Origin of the sequence: Bradyrhizobium guangdongense (assembly GCF_006483445.1) — a bacterium.
In the GTDB taxonomy this organism is placed as follows: Bacteria; Pseudomonadota; Alphaproteobacteria; order Rhizobiales; family Xanthobacteraceae; genus Bradyrhizobium; species Bradyrhizobium guangdongense_A.
Genome location: NZ_PPPT01000212.1, coordinates 1 through 12,915, shown reverse-complemented (window position 1 = coordinate 12,915; position 12,915 = coordinate 1). Strand labels below are relative to the sequence as shown.

General features: G+C 62.4%; 18 protein-coding genes. 5 read left to right on the top strand and 13 right to left on the bottom strand.

What is annotated here, in order from left to right; translation table 11 throughout:
* Window positions 1-4 precede the first annotated feature (4 nt).
* Entirely contained in the window at window positions 5-307 is a 303-nt protein-coding gene (locus C2U70_RS28055) for a hypothetical protein (RefSeq protein WP_140981873.1), read from the top strand.
* 4 nt (window positions 308-311) lie between these two features.
* On the opposite strand, the gene C2U70_RS28050 is transcribed toward C2U70_RS28055, so the two are convergent.
* Window positions 312-1,004: a glutathione S-transferase family protein gene (locus C2U70_RS28050; RefSeq protein ID WP_140981872.1), complete on the bottom strand. Its 693-nt coding sequence runs from the start codon at window positions 1,002-1,004 to the stop codon at window positions 312-314.
* A gap of 151 nt (window positions 1,005-1,155) precedes the next feature.
* Here C2U70_RS28050 and C2U70_RS28045 point away from each other — a divergent pair, with 151 nt between their 5' ends.
* Together C2U70_RS28045 and C2U70_RS28040 are read left to right on the top strand one after the other, a co-directional pair.
* Entirely contained in the window at window positions 1,156-1,644 is a 489-nt protein-coding gene (locus C2U70_RS28045; RefSeq protein ID WP_140981871.1) for a J domain-containing protein, read from the top strand.
* Between the two features lie 60 nt (window positions 1,645-1,704).
* Window positions 1,705-2,262: an REP-associated tyrosine transposase gene (locus C2U70_RS28040; protein WP_140981925.1), complete on the top strand. Its 558-nt coding sequence runs from the start codon at window positions 1,705-1,707 to the stop codon at window positions 2,260-2,262.
* Between the two features lie 63 nt (window positions 2,263-2,325).
* Here C2U70_RS28040 and C2U70_RS28035 read toward each other — a convergent pair whose 3' ends face one another.
* The 4 genes from C2U70_RS28035 to C2U70_RS28020 form a co-directional block, all read right to left on the bottom strand.
* Window positions 2,326-2,952, bottom strand: coding sequence for a hypothetical protein (locus C2U70_RS28035; protein ID WP_246666885.1), 627 nt, complete (start codon window positions 2,950-2,952; stop codon window positions 2,326-2,328).
* A 135-nt stretch (window positions 2,953-3,087) separates the two neighbouring features.
* On the bottom strand, window positions 3,088-3,339 hold the full coding sequence (locus C2U70_RS28030) for a hypothetical protein (RefSeq protein WP_140981869.1): 252 nt from the start codon (window positions 3,337-3,339) through the stop codon (window positions 3,088-3,090).
* Window positions 3,340-3,536: 197 nt separating this feature from the next.
* Window positions 3,537-3,794 carry a hypothetical protein gene (locus C2U70_RS28025; protein ID WP_140981868.1) on the bottom strand — a complete coding sequence of 86 codons (258 nt, stop codon included), beginning with the start codon at window positions 3,792-3,794 and terminating at the stop codon, window positions 3,537-3,539.
* 114 nt (window positions 3,795-3,908) lie between these two features.
* A complete protein-coding gene (locus C2U70_RS28020) occupies window positions 3,909-4,292 on the bottom strand; it encodes a RidA family protein (protein ID WP_140981867.1) in 384 nt (127 codons plus the stop codon).
* Window positions 4,293-4,632: 340 nt separating this feature from the next.
* On the opposite strand from C2U70_RS28020, the gene C2U70_RS28015 reads away from it, so the two are divergent.
* On the top strand, window positions 4,633-5,067 hold the full coding sequence (locus C2U70_RS28015) for a hypothetical protein (protein WP_140981866.1): 435 nt from the start codon (window positions 4,633-4,635) through the stop codon (window positions 5,065-5,067).
* A 267-nt stretch (window positions 5,068-5,334) separates the two neighbouring features.
* Here the strand turns inward: C2U70_RS28015 and C2U70_RS28010 are convergent, their stop codons facing one another.
* On the bottom strand, window positions 5,335-5,883 hold the full coding sequence (locus C2U70_RS28010; protein WP_186294522.1) for a mismatch-specific DNA-glycosylase: 549 nt from the start codon (window positions 5,881-5,883) through the stop codon (window positions 5,335-5,337).
* 141 nt (window positions 5,884-6,024) lie between these two features.
* Between C2U70_RS28010 and C2U70_RS28005 the strand changes: the two genes are divergently transcribed.
* Entirely contained in the window at window positions 6,025-6,510 is a 486-nt protein-coding gene (locus C2U70_RS28005) for a DUF4262 domain-containing protein (RefSeq protein WP_140981865.1), read from the top strand.
* Between the two features lie 150 nt (window positions 6,511-6,660).
* Here C2U70_RS28005 and C2U70_RS28000 read toward each other — a convergent pair whose 3' ends face one another.
* From C2U70_RS28000 to C2U70_RS27970, 7 genes are all read right to left on the bottom strand, one after another.
* A complete protein-coding gene (locus C2U70_RS28000) occupies window positions 6,661-7,824 on the bottom strand; it encodes a hypothetical protein (RefSeq protein WP_140981864.1) in 1,164 nt (387 codons plus the stop codon).
* A gap of 9 nt (window positions 7,825-7,833) precedes the next feature.
* Complete coding sequence (locus C2U70_RS27995) at window positions 7,834-8,106, bottom strand: hypothetical protein (RefSeq protein WP_140981863.1); 273 nt, start codon at window positions 8,104-8,106, stop codon at window positions 7,834-7,836.
* A gap of 138 nt (window positions 8,107-8,244) precedes the next feature.
* Window positions 8,245-10,143, bottom strand: coding sequence for a phosphomethylpyrimidine synthase ThiC (thiC, locus tag C2U70_RS27990; protein ID WP_140981862.1), 1,899 nt, complete (start codon window positions 10,141-10,143; stop codon window positions 8,245-8,247).
* Window positions 10,144-10,310: 167 nt separating this feature from the next.
* Window positions 10,311-10,919, bottom strand: coding sequence for a thiamine phosphate synthase (locus C2U70_RS27985; RefSeq protein ID WP_140981861.1), 609 nt, complete (start codon window positions 10,917-10,919; stop codon window positions 10,311-10,313).
* A complete protein-coding gene (locus tag C2U70_RS27980) occupies window positions 10,906-11,688 on the bottom strand; it encodes a thiazole synthase (RefSeq protein ID WP_140981860.1) in 783 nt (260 codons plus the stop codon). The genes C2U70_RS27985 and C2U70_RS27980 overlap by 14 nt, the downstream gene beginning before the upstream one ends.
* A 169-nt stretch (window positions 11,689-11,857) precedes the next feature.
* Window positions 11,858-12,055, bottom strand: a complete 198-nt coding sequence (gene thiS / locus C2U70_RS27975) for a sulfur carrier protein ThiS (protein WP_140981859.1) — start codon at window positions 12,053-12,055, stop codon at window positions 11,858-11,860.
* Window positions 12,046-12,915: FAD-dependent oxidoreductase (locus C2U70_RS27970; protein ID WP_140981858.1), on the bottom strand; the 870-nt coding region annotated here is incomplete at its 5' end. The genes C2U70_RS27970 and thiS, both read right to left, overlap by 10 nt.

Sequence of the window (12,915 nt, the reverse complement as noted above, 5' to 3'; positions counted from 1 at the left end):
GCGCATGGACCCGCATATCAGCCAGTGGAAGCTCGAGATCGAGCGCTGCCTGTCGGCGCCCGAGCCCGATTATCGCAAAATGGCACAGATCGTCGCCGATATCTCCGGCGCCAGCCACGACGAGCCGCTGCGGCTTGCCGCACTTCAGGTGCTGCCGAGCCTGCGCCACGCGGCGGCGAAGTCGGCCGGCCGGGGCACGCGCGAGATCGCCCGCCAGCGGCTCGGCATCGTGCAGCATGCCCTGCACGTACTCTCCGCGCCACGCTTCGGCAAGCGCAGCCACGATCAACCGATCCGGCATCATTGACGCCTCACGAGACCATCGCGTGGATGGCACGGCAGTGGCGGACGATATTGTCGTGCGCGACCACGAACTGTTTTAGCGGCGTGTCGATGTCGTAGAAATAGATGTTGGCGATGAAGCCGTAGATCCCGGCATCAACGGCGGTCGGCTTGTCGCCATGCACGAAACCGCTGTCGGCAGGGATCAGCGCGGCGATGGCCGAGAGATCGGCAAGCCCACGCGCCATCGCGGCGTCGGAATCGAAGCGGCCGATGCCTTGATAATAGTAGCGCTGCTCGTTGAAAGCCTTGGCCTTGGCGAGGCCTTCTTCGCTGACGCTCGGATGCTCGCGCAGCAAGGCGTCGCGAAACGCGTGCCAGTAGCGCTCGTCCTTCCAGCGCGAATAGGACATCACCCAGTAGAGATCGTCCAGCATCCGCGTGACCAGCAGGTCTTGCGTGCGCTGCGCCGGCGTCAGCGCGGCGTCGATCGTCAACGCGTACTTCTTTGTGACGTATTGCAGAATCGTTTCGCTGTCGCCGATGGTGTCGTCGCCATCGACGATGTAGGGCAACTGGCCGCGCGGCGCTTTCGAAGCGTCGAAGATGTGCTCGTGCCTGAACGGCACGCCGGCGAGCTTGAGGAAGGCGTAGACCTTGAGCCCGTAGCCGTTGTTGTCGGCGACGCCGAACAGGGTCGGATAGGAGTAGAGCGTGAGCATGCGCGGGGCCCCGTCGGTTGGGAAGAAGCGGCAGGAAAGATCGAATTTGATCCCGGATTCTCGTCGAAATTTCGCGAAAGGCTAACCCGAAATTAAGACGTCTGAAACGCCGTACTTGGCATAGTCGCCTCTCTTGCTAAATGTGACTGCGATGATCGAGCGTATCGAATCCTGGAAGCTGGCCCTGGAACGGTTGTGGACGGCCCATTCCGTCGATTGGGACGAGGCCGGCCGGTTGGCCACCGAGATCGCGCGCATGAGCCCCGAGCCGACGCTCCGACAGGCCGCCGAACAGGCGATCCCGATTTTGCGCCAGGCGGCAAGCAACGGCGACGATCACGACATCATCGTCGCCGCCCAGCGCCGTCTCGCCGTCGTCCTCGATGTTGTGCATAATCTGACCGCGCCCCGTTTCGGCCGGCGCGGCGCGCTGCCGAAGAAGCTGAGCAAGGAGGACAGCGCGCGCAGGACGCTTGGCCTGCCGCTCGCCGTGCAGCTCACCTGCGACGACATCAACCAGGCCTATCGCCGTCTCGCCAAGACCATGCATCCCGACCTCGGCGGCAGCGAGCAGGCCTTCCTCGACCTCTCCGCCGCCCGCGATATCCTGATCCATCCCGGCGCGCATAAGGACGCGTGAACACAGCCGTGCTAGATTGTAGCCCGGATGAGCGTAGCGATATCCGGGACGGTCTGGCCGATGGTTCTGTATCGACGAAATCGCATTGAGGGCGGCACCTACTTCTTCACTGTGACGCTTTCCGATCGTCGTTCGCGGCTGCTCGTCGAGCACGCCAGCCAATTGCGCGAGGCTTTCCGATCGGCACGACGGGAGCGTCCGTTCGAGATCGACGCAATTGCGATCCTCCCGGATCACCTGCACACCATTATGACCCTTCCTGCGGATGACTCCGATTTCGCGGGGCGCTGGCGCCGGATCAAGGGTCACTTCAGTAGCGCGCTCCTCGACGCGGGCGTCGACCTGCCGCGCCGGAGCAATGGGGAGCTGGCGTTGTGGCAACGGCGTTACTGGGAACACACGGTTCGCGACGAGAACGACTATGCGCGCCATGTCGACTACATCCATTTCAATCCGGTCAAGCATGGTCACGTCAGGCAAGTCAGCGATTGGCCGTATTCCTCTTTTCACCGGTATGTGCGGGCCGGCCTGCTTCCGGACGATTGGGCGGGAGTGGTGAGTGATGGTGCGGGCTCGTTCGGAGAGCGCGCCGATATGCATCAGGCGATTTCGATGTGAGCAAGGAATCCCGGATGTCGCTTCGCTCATCCGGGCTACGCTTCGCTCATTCGGGTCGCGCGCTCAGCTCTTGTTGACGCAGCTCGGATAGGGCGCCTTCTCGCCTGGCACGATTGGGCAGAGATCGATCGGGCGCAGCTCGCGCAGGCGCGCCGTCCATTTTTCGTCGTCGACCTTGGGCTTGTCGCTCGCCGCGCCGCGCTCGGCCCATTGGATCGTGTAGTAGTCGGCCGTGCCCTTCATGGTGACGAGCAGCGCGGTCTCGCTGTGCTTGGCCGGACCGCTGTCGACGCTGCCGCAGCCGATCACCGCGATGAAGGCATCGAAGCTGCCGAATTTGGTGGCGCCGAGCCCCTTCGCGCCAAAGCTGTCGGGACAGGCGGCCTTGAAGCCGCCGGCGAAATTGCCGGCGAATTTTTCCGGCGTGAGGCCGGGATTGCCTGATACGCCCTTCTCGCCGGTCACCGTGATCATCTGCGTCCAGGCTTGCGCGCTCTCGCCCTTCAGCACGGCCTCGCGGATGTAGTGGCCGCCCTTGGTATTCTCGAAGGCCGCGGTGAAATTCGACGGCATCGAGAAGGTGACGAGCTGCCCGAAGATCGGCGAGATCACGCGGAACGACTGCTGCGCCTGCGCGGATGTGACCAATGCCCCGAGCGCTAGTGCGATGGCGGCAAACCTTGATGTCATGATGCGCATCTCGTCGTCCCGAAACTCATGTAGGAGCCGGAAACGGAAGCGGGCAAGAACGCTCGCGCGCCCTTGCCCGCTTCTCGATCCGCCGATCGAAATCTTACCAGGTGCAAAACCTACCAGGTACAAGACCTACCAGGTACAAGCCTTGGTCTTGAGCGCGTGATCCTTCAGGGCCAGCGCGTCGAGGAAGGTCGCGACCGTCGCGCTCGCGCGGTGCGAGCCGGCGGGCCATGGCGTGGTCGGAATGCTCTCGTCCCAGATCTGGCACAGACCGGAGTCCTGCCAGCGGATCAGATGATAGCCGGCCTGGGCCGGGCTGGTCGCAACGAAGGCGGCAGCGGCAAGTCCTGCGGCAACGCACAGCTTGGAGAAACGACGCATGGATGAGCTCCTCAAATGAAAGTCGTGATGCGCCTCCCGGCAATGCTCGGGGAGGGGTGGTGCGGGGAGCGTGGGAACATGCGCCCCGGACAACAATTGAGTAGGCCGGCGGCTGGAACAGGTTCAACAAAAAGCGGGGGCGGATGACGTTTTCCGCCATCCGCCCCCCGCAAATTCAGGCCCTTGGCCGGGCCGTCTCAGAGCGTGCAGCGGCGCTCGGCGCGATATTTGAGCTGCACGGCATTGGCGGCGTCGAAGGTCGGGAACGGCTTGCTGACGACCTTGTAGGTCGAGGGCCACTGCACCGGCTTGTAGCGCAGGTCCTCGTTCCAGATCTGGCAGATGCCGGTGTTGTCCCAGCGGATCACGTAATAGCCGACTTTTGCGAAGGCGGGGGTGGCGAGCGCCGAGGCAGCGATGCCGGCAGCGGCAGAGAGGGTGAGGACGCGACGCATGAATGTCTCCTGACAGCGATAAAGCAAGACTGGTGCGGCAAATGCGCCGCCCTGGCAAGCCGGGCCCGTTATCGTTCACGCAGATGTCAGGCCGGCAACACGCGGAAACATCGCTCACTTCGCAAGCGATGCCACCGCCTCGATCTCGATCAGCATTTTCGGATCGGGCAGCGCCTGCACCACGCAGGTGGTGCGCGCCGGGTAGGGCGGCGGGCCGAACACGCCGGCATACATCGCGTTCATCGCCGGCACGTCGCTCGCGCGCGTCAGGAGCACGTTGACCTTGACGAGGTTGCGGAAGGTGGCGCCGGCCTGGTCCAGGATGCGCTTGATGTTGACGACGACATTGCCGAACTGCGCGTCGAAACCGTCCGGCAGCGCGCCGTTGGCGTCGAAGCCGGGAATGCCCGACACGAAGACGAGATCGCCGACACGGGTGGCGAAGGACAGCGGCGGCGACTTGACGTTCGGCGGCGGAGCAAAATGCTGGATCGGCATGGGGCACCTCGGGGGACGGACTGCGTGGGCCGCAGCCTAGCTGCCCGTCGGGCACTTGCAACCGTGGTTGGAACCGCCGCCGGCGCCTGTCCGAAAAAACAAGGTCGAAAACAACCCCATGCACAGTAGATCACGGCGCCGTGATCGAACTTCGTATTTTTCGAAATTCTCTTGACCCGTCGGGCAAATCAGGTGTAGAGTCGCATAATGGAGCCGGTCGTCGCTCCTCCCTTCCCCCGAACATGGTCCCGCCGCGATCCCCTGGATAGACTCGGCGCGTCTGATTCGAATCTTGCCCAAGACATCGTTCCATAAGACATCCGTTCCCCGGAGAATGCCCATGAATTTCGCATCGCGCTTTCGCGCCGCGTTCATTGCCTTTGCCGCTGTTGTCGGCCTCGCCACGACGGCGCAGGCCGATTCCGGCTTCGTGACGCTGACGATCTACAAGGCGGGCTGGATCATCGGCGGCTCGGGCGGCGGCGGCGTGCTCAACTTCCGCGGCCGCTCCTATTCGCTCTCCACCGGCGGCCTCGACTACGGCCTCGTGTTCGGCGGCTCCAAGACCGTGCTGCGCGGCCGCGTCTCCAACATCAACCGCCCCTCCGACGTCGCCGGCGTCTACGGCGCCGCCGGTGCCGGCCTCGCAGTCGGCCGTGGCGCCCGCGCCATCGTGCTCACCAACCAGAAGGGCGCGGTGCTGGAACTGACGGGGCAGCAGGTCGGGTTGATGGCGAATGCGGATCTCAGCGGGCTTGCGATCACGATGCGGTAGGGGCGTTGCCGCGCGCAATGACGCCAATCCCGTCATCCTGAGGTGCGAACCATGCGATGCAACGCGTCGCATGGGGAGCTTCGAAGGATGAACGGCCCCAATGCTTCTGCGAGGCTACCAGCCGGGCCGTCGCCCTTCGAGGGCCGCCGAAGAGGCGGCCACCTCAGGGTGACGGCGATGGGGTTGTGGTCGTAGCCCGGATGGAGCGCAGCGAAATCCGGGTCTCTCCGCGACGGGATTCCCGGATTGCGCTGCGCTCCATCCGGGCTACGCGTGCGTCGAATTGATCCAATCCGCCAACTCCCGCCACGGCTCCAGCGTCCAGTGCCCCGACGCCGCACCTGACGGCGATGACAGCACGAACACGTCCGGAAATTTCCCGTCCACCGGCTGCCGCCCCAACGCGATCGCGCTCGACGGCTTGCCGTAGAACAAGCTCGCCGCATTCTTGCTCGTGAACGCCACCGTTTTCGGTCGAAACGCGTCGATTTTGGTGCAAAAACCTGCAAGATCGAACGATTTTCTGTCGATCTCATGATCCATCCCGGCGCCGGATTTTGAGAGATCCGTGAAGCCGATCCCGAGCTCGAGCAGTGAGGCGAACTCGCTTGGCTGATAGCGCCGCGGCGTGATGCCGGCCTCGTGCAGCGCGCGCCAGAAGCGGTTGCCGGGATGGGCGTAGTAGTGCCCGAGTTCGGCCGAGCGCGTCGAGGCCGCGGTGCCGACGAAGACGACGCGCAGGTTTTTGCGGAGCTGGTCGGGGAGGCGGTGAGGGGCGGCGTCTTGCACGTCAATGATCCGGGCTGTAGCCCGCATGAGCGGAGCGATATGCGGGACGCAAGGATCCCGGATGTCGCTGCGCTCATCCGAGCTTACGCTTGCTACCATCTTGTACGTTGCAATTGTAGGGTGAGCCAAAGCGAATAAGACCTGCCCACCGGGTTTATTGAGGTGACGATGCAAGACCAGTTCGAGTGGCCTGAGCCTGAACACGAAGCCGACAAGATCATTTTGCGCAATGTGCGCAACTACGGCTGCCACATCGTGGGCATACCCGATGCAAATCCGCCGTTTGCTTTTTCAATCGGCTTGTTTCTGACCTATGGCCACCCCGAACTCATCATCTTCGGTCAGAGCGCCGAGAACGCGCAGGCTATCATCAACCTTATCCGCGATCACGTTGCGGCGGGACATAAGTTCGTCGATGGCGATATCTCCGACGACATGCTGGAGGACGGCTACAAGCTCGGTTTCTGGCAGGTGCCGTTCGGGGCCTACCCCGAATATCTCGGTACGGCGATCTGGTTCTACCGGAAATCGCGGCGCGCATTCCCCTGTCTCCAGGTCATCTGGCAAGACGTCAATCGGCGTTTCCCCTGGGAAGCGGAATGCTCATCCGACGTCAAGGCCGATCAGCCGCTGTTGAAGAAAACGGTCTCTTGAAACGACGTCTCGGCAATAGACCGAGCTCTCGGCTGGCGTTTGCTTTCGGAGGGGATGCTGGAGCTGTGGCCCGCATGAGCGGAGCGACATGCGGGACAACTGTCAATCCCGCATGTCGCTCTGCTCATCCGGGCTAAGCGACTTGTGAGCTTACGTAGCGAGGACCGATTTCCAAAAAGCCGCCCACGAAACCGGCTGCCGCGTGTTCAAATCTTCCCTGACTGCGCGAATCCGCTCATCGGTCAATCTCGGTATCGGCAATCCTGGATGATCTTGCCGGATCCGGGCAAAAACGTCTCGGATGCGAATAAGGTCATCGTCGGGCGTCGAGGCAATATTTGGAGCACTTAGGGGCGTGGAGCGAGTTTCGCATCTGTTGGCATCGAGAAATCGTCGAGCAAAGCCACCGTACTCTTGCTCAGATCTGAGTTCGTCGATCCTATCGGTGCCTGCGAAGACGAAGAAAAGATTCAATCTGACTTCATCCGAGTCGCGGATACTCATTAAATGATCCGTCAGCAACCGGTTGTCGACAAGCTTTTCGGCTTGATCAATCAGGATAACTACCGATCCGTAGTTTGAGATTTTCAGGATGTGCTTTAGCGCGGAAAAAAGCGCTCCATTATTCGACAAGCGATCGACGTATTCGTTGAGCGCACCCAAACTATCGCGACTTGGCGACAAAGAATAGCTGACCCAGCGTATCATCAATTCCCTGGCTTCGGCACTTGGCAATCCCAGTGCATCTATCTTCTTTTGAATGTGTGCTCTTCGACCTACGTACCAGATGCGCGCCTTTCCAAGGGCCTCCTTCACGAGAGTGCCAGCTCCAGGAATTTTGATGTTGAGTGCAGTGGTCGCAATATCAACGCCGACCACCGCAGCGCTTTCCGCCTTCTTATGCCCCAGCACAGTCTTGGTTATGTCAATCACGCTCTCAGCGTGCGCTGATGATATGAACGACGCGTCTTCGAAGAGAGATATTTGGAAGCCTGACTGAGTGATATTTCTTGAATTATTGAGATCGATGCGAGTTACGAAAGCCTTGAAGGAGCCGTACTGCTGCTCCCGGAGAATGCGGCTGACGTCGGATAGCGTCTGACTTTTTCCGCCACCGTAATATGCTAACAACCAAGTCGAATACGTTTCGCCTTGAGGCCCCCCTCGTGTGTGGCTTGCCACATTTTGACAAAGGTCTTCGATCGCCTCGCCTCCGCCTCTTCTGATGAGGCCGTATTTGTCGAAGTCAATTGGCTTGCCTTGCCTCAAATTGATAATGCTTTGATTCAATAATTCGAATTCGTTTGCGGGCATGAGGCATCTCTATCGCAATTCGTATTTGTTGCTCTTGTCGGAGCTCCTTGCGTTAATTTCCAGAATTGTTGCGACGAGCGATCGGGAGTTCTCTCTCGTGCTGTCTAGTAACACTTCGATGGTCATTCTCAGCCGGCGTAGTTCTGCCCAGATAACGAAGAGCAGTCCGATAATGATAATGAATCCGGCGAACTGCAAAAAAATCTGTATGCTCACCTGAACCTCCTGCTTCACCTTCTCAGGTAACCAACCTTCGCTTCTCAAAACGATCGCGGCTTTCATGTTATGAAAGCTCGAAGACAACGGTGAAGCAAGAGGTGCATTCTTGCACGATCAATTATAGGTTGCAATGGGTCGGCTGGCAAGCTTGGCCGCCAAATGCAAGGCTTTGGTGAGGAGGCTGTAAGGCGCAGAGCTCCCTCACAACACCCGATTACTCTCCTTCACCTTCTCCGCATCCAGATAAACGCTGCTCCCCATCTCCTTGAACTTCGCGCTCATCTGCTTCATGCCGTCCTCGACGGTGCCACTCATCGACATCCCCACCGAGTTCGGATCATTCAGCGTCGCCGCATAGTCCCGCACGTCCTGCGTGATCTTCATCGAGCAGAATTTTGGGCCGCACATCGAGCAGAAATGCGCGACCTTGTGGGCTTCCTTCGGCAGGGTTTCATCGTGGAACGCCTTGGCCGTATCGGGATCGAGGCCGAGGTTGAACTGGTCGGTCCAGCGGAAGTCGAAACGGGCGCGGGAGAGCGCGTCGTCGCGGAGCTGGGCGGCCGGGTGGCCCTTGGCCAGGTCAGAGGCGTGGGCGGCGATCTTGTAGGTGATGACGCCGACCTTGACGTCGTTGCGGTCGGGCAGGCCGAGATGCTCCTTCGGCGTGACGTAGCAGAGCATGGCGCAGCCGAACCAGCCGATCATGGCAGCGCCGATGCCTGAGGTGATGTGGTCGTAGCCCGGCGCGATATCCGTGGTCAGCGGTCCAAGCGTGTAGAACGGCGCCTCGCCGCACTCCTTCAGCTGCTTGTCCATGTTGATCTTGATCTTGTGCATCGGAACGTGGCCGGGGCCTTCGATCATGACCTGGCAGCCCTTGTCCCACGCGATCTTCGTGAGCTCGCCGAGCGTCTCGAGCTCCGCGAACTGCGCGCGGTCGTTGGCGTCCGCAATCGAGCCCGGACGCAGGCCGTCGCCAAGCGAGAACGAGACGTCATACTTGCGCATGAGGTCGCAGATCTCGTCGAAATGGGTGTAGAGGAAGCTCTCCTTGTGATGCGCCAGGCACCACTTTGCCATGATCGAGCCGCCGCGCGACACGATGCCGGTGACGCGGTTGGCGGTGAGGTGGATGTAGGGCAGGCGCACGCCGGCGTGGATGGTGAAATAGTCGACGCCCTGCTCGCACTGCTCGATCAGCGTATCCTTGTAGAGCTCCCAGGTCAGCTTCACGGGATCGCCGTCGCACTTCTCCAGCGCTTGGTAGATCGGCACGGTGCCGATCGGCACCGGCGAGTTGCGCAAGATCCATTCGCGGGTGGTGTGGATGTTGCGGCCGGTCGAGAGGTCCATCACGGTGTCGGCGCCCCAGCGGATCGCCCACACCATTTTTTCGACCTCCTCCTCGACCGACGAGGTCACGGCGGAGTTGCCGATATTGGCGTTGATCTTGGTGAGGAAGTTGCGGCCGATGATCATCGGCTCGAGTTCGCTGTGGTTGATGTTCGAGGGGATGATGGCGCGGCCGCGCGCGATCTCCGAGCGCACGAACTCCGGGGTGATGAAGGCGGGGACCTCTGCGCCGAAGCTCTCGCCGTCGGCCAACGCCTGCTCCGCACGCGCGAGCTGCTCTTTGCGGCCGAGATTTTCGCGCGCGGCGACGTAGATCATCTCCTTGGTGATGATGCCCGCGCGCGCGAATTCGAGCTGCGTGATCTTGTGGCCGTCGAGGCCGCGCAGCGGCTTGTGATAGGCGGAGAAGGCGCGCGCGGCCTTCTCGGCGGAGACGCTGCCATTGTCCTCCGGCTTGATCTGGCGGCCCTCATATTCCTCGACACCGCCACGCTCCAGCACCCATTGCTTGCGGTCGCGCGCGAGGCCGGCGTTGACGTCGATGGTGACGGATGGATCGGTGTAGGGGCCCGAGGTGTCGTAGACCAGCAGGTTCGGCTCGCCCGCACCTTCCGAGAGGATGATCTCGCGCAAGGGCACGTGCAGGTCGGGCGCGGCGTCGGGGGATGCGAAGATTTTTCGCGAGGACGGCAGCGGGCCGGTGGTGACGGCGGGGATGGTTTTTTCGGGATTGGAGCGAATGTTCATGGGATCCTCCGGTTACTCTTAATTCCTGGGTGCAATTTCGATCTCGTCATCCTGAGGTGCGCGCTCTTGCGCGCCTCGAAGGATGAAAGAGCCGGGCCGTCGCCCTTCGAGGGCCGCCGAAGAGGCGGCCACCTCAGGGTGACGGGTTGAACAGAGTGCGAGCGGCATCACGCGGCCTCCTTGGCGAGGCCGAGCCATTGCCGCACGCGGGCGTCGGGGTCGGCGTTCTGGGTGACGTCGGAGACGACGGCGATGGAATCGGCGCCGGCGGCAAAGATCTCGGGGGCGTGCTCGAACTTGATGCCGCCGATCGCGACCAGCGGGATGTTGCCGATCCGCTTCTTCCATTCCGTGATCTTTGGAATGCCCTGCGGGGCGAAGCGCATCGACTTCAGCGTGGTGAAGAAGATCGGGCCGAGCGCGACGTAGTCGGGTTTTGCGGCGAGCGCGGTGGCAAGCTCCGCATCATCGTGGGTGGAGATGCCGAGCGTCAGGCCGGCTTCGCGGATGGCCTTCAAATCCGCATCGACCAGATCCTCCTGGCCGAGATGCAGGTGTTTTGCGCCGGCGACGATCGCCGCGCGCCAATAGTCGTTGACGACGACCTTGGCCTGCGTGCCCTTCACCGCCGCGAGCGCGTCGGTAACGATTTGCAGCGCCTCGGCGTCGTTCAGATCTTTCGCGCGCAACTGGATGGTGCCGACGCCGAGCTTGGCGAGGCGCGCGACCCAGTCGACACTGTCGACGACGGCGTAGAAGGGATCAGGATACGGCATGCCAGAACGGGGTCCCAACGACAGGGGTGGAGGGGGAGGCGAAGTCGCGGGCGTTCATCAGCCCGGCTTCGTATGCGGTGCGGCCGGCCTCGACGCCGAGGCGGAAGGCGTTGGCCATTGCGACGGGGTCGGCGGCCTTGGCGATCGCGGTGTTGAGCAGCACGGCGTCGTAGCCGAGCTCCAGCGCCTGCGCCGCATGCGAGGGCGCGCCGAGACCGGCATCGACCACCAGCGTGATATCGGGCAGGCGTTCGCGCAGCAGTTTTAGCGCGTCGCGGTTGGTGATGCCTTTGGCGCTGCCGATCGGAGCGGCCCAGGGCATCACGACCTTGCAGCCGGCATCGACCAGGCGGTTCGCGACCGAGAGATCCTCGGTGCAATAGGGGAAGACCTCAAAACCGTCCTTGATCAGGATCGTGGCGGCTTCGACCAGGCCGACGACGTCGGGCTGCAGCGTGTCGTTGTCGGCGATCACCTCGAGCTTGATCCACGGCGTGCCGAACAATTCGCGCGCGAGTTTTGCCGTGGTCACGGCTTCGCGCACGCTGCGGCAGCCGGCGGTGTTCGGCAGCACTGTTACCTCGAGCTCGCGGATCAGGTTCCAGAACGCGTCGCCGGTCTTGCCGCCGGCGGACTCGCGCCGCAGCGATACCGTGACGATGGACGCGCCCGAGGCGCGGATCGCCTGCTGCATGATCGCGGGCGAGGGATAAAGCGCGCTGCCGATGAGGAGGCGCGAGGGGAAGGTTTTGTTGTAGAAGGTCACCATGTCTTCAAATTCCTTGCTGGCAACTTGCGAGGACCGTCATCCTGAGGTGCGCGCACTTGCGCGCCTCGAAGGATGACAGCCGCGCGTGCGGCCATCCTTCGAGGCGAGCCGAAGTGCGGCTCGCACCTCAGGATGACGGCGGAATTTGTGGCGGCACGTTTCAACTTGCTCACCCTCCCTGCCGCGGCGTGATGATCTCGATCTCGTCGCCGGCCTTCAGCGCCGTCTCGGCCCAGCGGCTTTTCGGCACCACGTCGTAATTCACGGCGATCGCGAAATGCGTGCCTTCGTAGTCGAGCTCGCTCAGCAGCGCGCCGACGCTGGCCGCATTGATCTCGCGTTGCTCGCCGTTGACGATCACGCGCATTGCATCACCTCATTGTCGATTTGGCCGCGCTCAACGTAAGCCAGCGTCAGCTCGGCGAGCGCCGGCGCGATCAGGAAGCCATGGCGGTAGAGACCGTTCACGTTGATCGTCTGGCCGCTTATGCCAATGCGCGGAAGGTTGTCGGGGAAGGCGGGGCGAAGGCCCGAGCCGAATTCGACGATGCGGGCCTCGCCGAAGGCGGGGTGCACCGTGTAGGCGGCGCCCAACAGCTCCAGCGCTGAGCGGACGCTGACGCCGGTGTCCTCGGCTTCGATCGAGGTCGCGCCCAGCATGAACAGATTGTCCTCGCGCGGGATCACGTAGAGCGGCCAGCGCGGATGAATGAGACGCACGGGGCGCGCGAGCTGCACCTCGTTCGTCTCGATCAGGATCATCTCGCCCTTGACGCCGCGAAGCTCGGGCTGCTCGTCGCGCGCGGACAGGCCGCGGCAATCGATCACGATGCTTTTAGGATGAAGGTTTGCAAGATCCTTCGCGGTCACATCGCTGCCGAACTTGATGGTGCCGCCGGCGGCGCGGATGCGGTCGTGAAGTTTTGGCAGTACGCGACGCGGCTCGACATGGCCTTCGGCTGCGAAGAACAGCGCATCGCGAAAACGGCCCTCCAGCGAGGGTTCGAGCTTTGCGAGGCCGGCCGCATCGAGGCGCTGGTGGCCCTGCGTCATCTTCGCAAAGCGCTCAAAATCGTTGCGCTCGCGGGCATGGGCCACGACGAGCGAGCCGTTGAAAGGCGTATCCGGCAGCTCGCGCCGCCAGAGGTCGAGCGAACGGCAGCCCAGGCGGCTGATGATGGGTTCGGCGATCTCCGCCTCGCAATACGGCGCGAGCATGCCGCCGGC

Excerpts from the sequence above, each read along its gene's own strand:
- C2U70_RS28055 (WP_140981873.1), top strand. The coding sequence starts at position 5 with ATGGACCCGCATATCAGCCAGTGGAAGCTCGAGATCGAGCGCTGCCTG.
- C2U70_RS28050 (WP_140981872.1), bottom strand. The coding sequence starts at position 1,004 with ATGCTCACGCTCTACTCCTATCCGACCCTGTTCGGCGTCGCCGACAAC.
- C2U70_RS28045 (WP_140981871.1), top strand. The coding sequence starts at position 1,156 with ATGATCGAGCGTATCGAATCCTGGAAGCTGGCCCTGGAACGGTTGTGG.
- C2U70_RS28040 (WP_140981925.1), top strand. The coding sequence starts at position 1,705 with ATGGTTCTGTATCGACGAAATCGCATTGAGGGCGGCACCTACTTCTTC.
- C2U70_RS28035 (WP_246666885.1), bottom strand. The coding sequence starts at position 2,952 with ATGACATCAAGGTTTGCCGCCATCGCACTAGCGCTCGGGGCATTGGTC.
- C2U70_RS28030 (WP_140981869.1), bottom strand. The coding sequence starts at position 3,339 with ATGCGTCGTTTCTCCAAGCTGTGCGTTGCCGCAGGACTTGCCGCTGCC.
- C2U70_RS28025 (WP_140981868.1), bottom strand. The coding sequence starts at position 3,794 with ATGCGTCGCGTCCTCACCCTCTCTGCCGCTGCCGGCATCGCTGCCTCG.
- C2U70_RS28020 (WP_140981867.1), bottom strand. The coding sequence starts at position 4,292 with ATGCCGATCCAGCATTTTGCTCCGCCGCCGAACGTCAAGTCGCCGCCG.
- C2U70_RS28015 (WP_140981866.1), top strand. The coding sequence starts at position 4,633 with ATGAATTTCGCATCGCGCTTTCGCGCCGCGTTCATTGCCTTTGCCGCT.
- C2U70_RS28010 (WP_186294522.1), bottom strand. The coding sequence starts at position 5,883 with ATGCGGGCTACAGCCCGGATCATTGACGTGCAAGACGCCGCCCCTCAC.
- C2U70_RS28005 (WP_140981865.1), top strand. The coding sequence starts at position 6,025 with ATGCAAGACCAGTTCGAGTGGCCTGAGCCTGAACACGAAGCCGACAAG.
- C2U70_RS28000 (WP_140981864.1), bottom strand. The coding sequence starts at position 7,824 with ATGCCCGCAAACGAATTCGAATTATTGAATCAAAGCATTATCAATTTG.
- C2U70_RS27995 (WP_140981863.1), bottom strand. The coding sequence starts at position 8,106 with ATGAAAGCCGCGATCGTTTTGAGAAGCGAAGGTTGGTTACCTGAGAAG.
- thiC (WP_140981862.1), bottom strand. The coding sequence starts at position 10,143 with ATGAACATTCGCTCCAATCCCGAAAAAACCATCCCCGCCGTCACCACC.
- C2U70_RS27985 (WP_140981861.1), bottom strand. The coding sequence starts at position 10,919 with ATGCCGTATCCTGATCCCTTCTACGCCGTCGTCGACAGTGTCGACTGG.
- C2U70_RS27980 (WP_140981860.1), bottom strand. The coding sequence starts at position 11,688 with ATGGTGACCTTCTACAACAAAACCTTCCCCTCGCGCCTCCTCATCGGC.
- thiS (WP_140981859.1), bottom strand. The coding sequence starts at position 12,055 with ATGCGCGTGATCGTCAACGGCGAGCAACGCGAGATCAATGCGGCCAGC.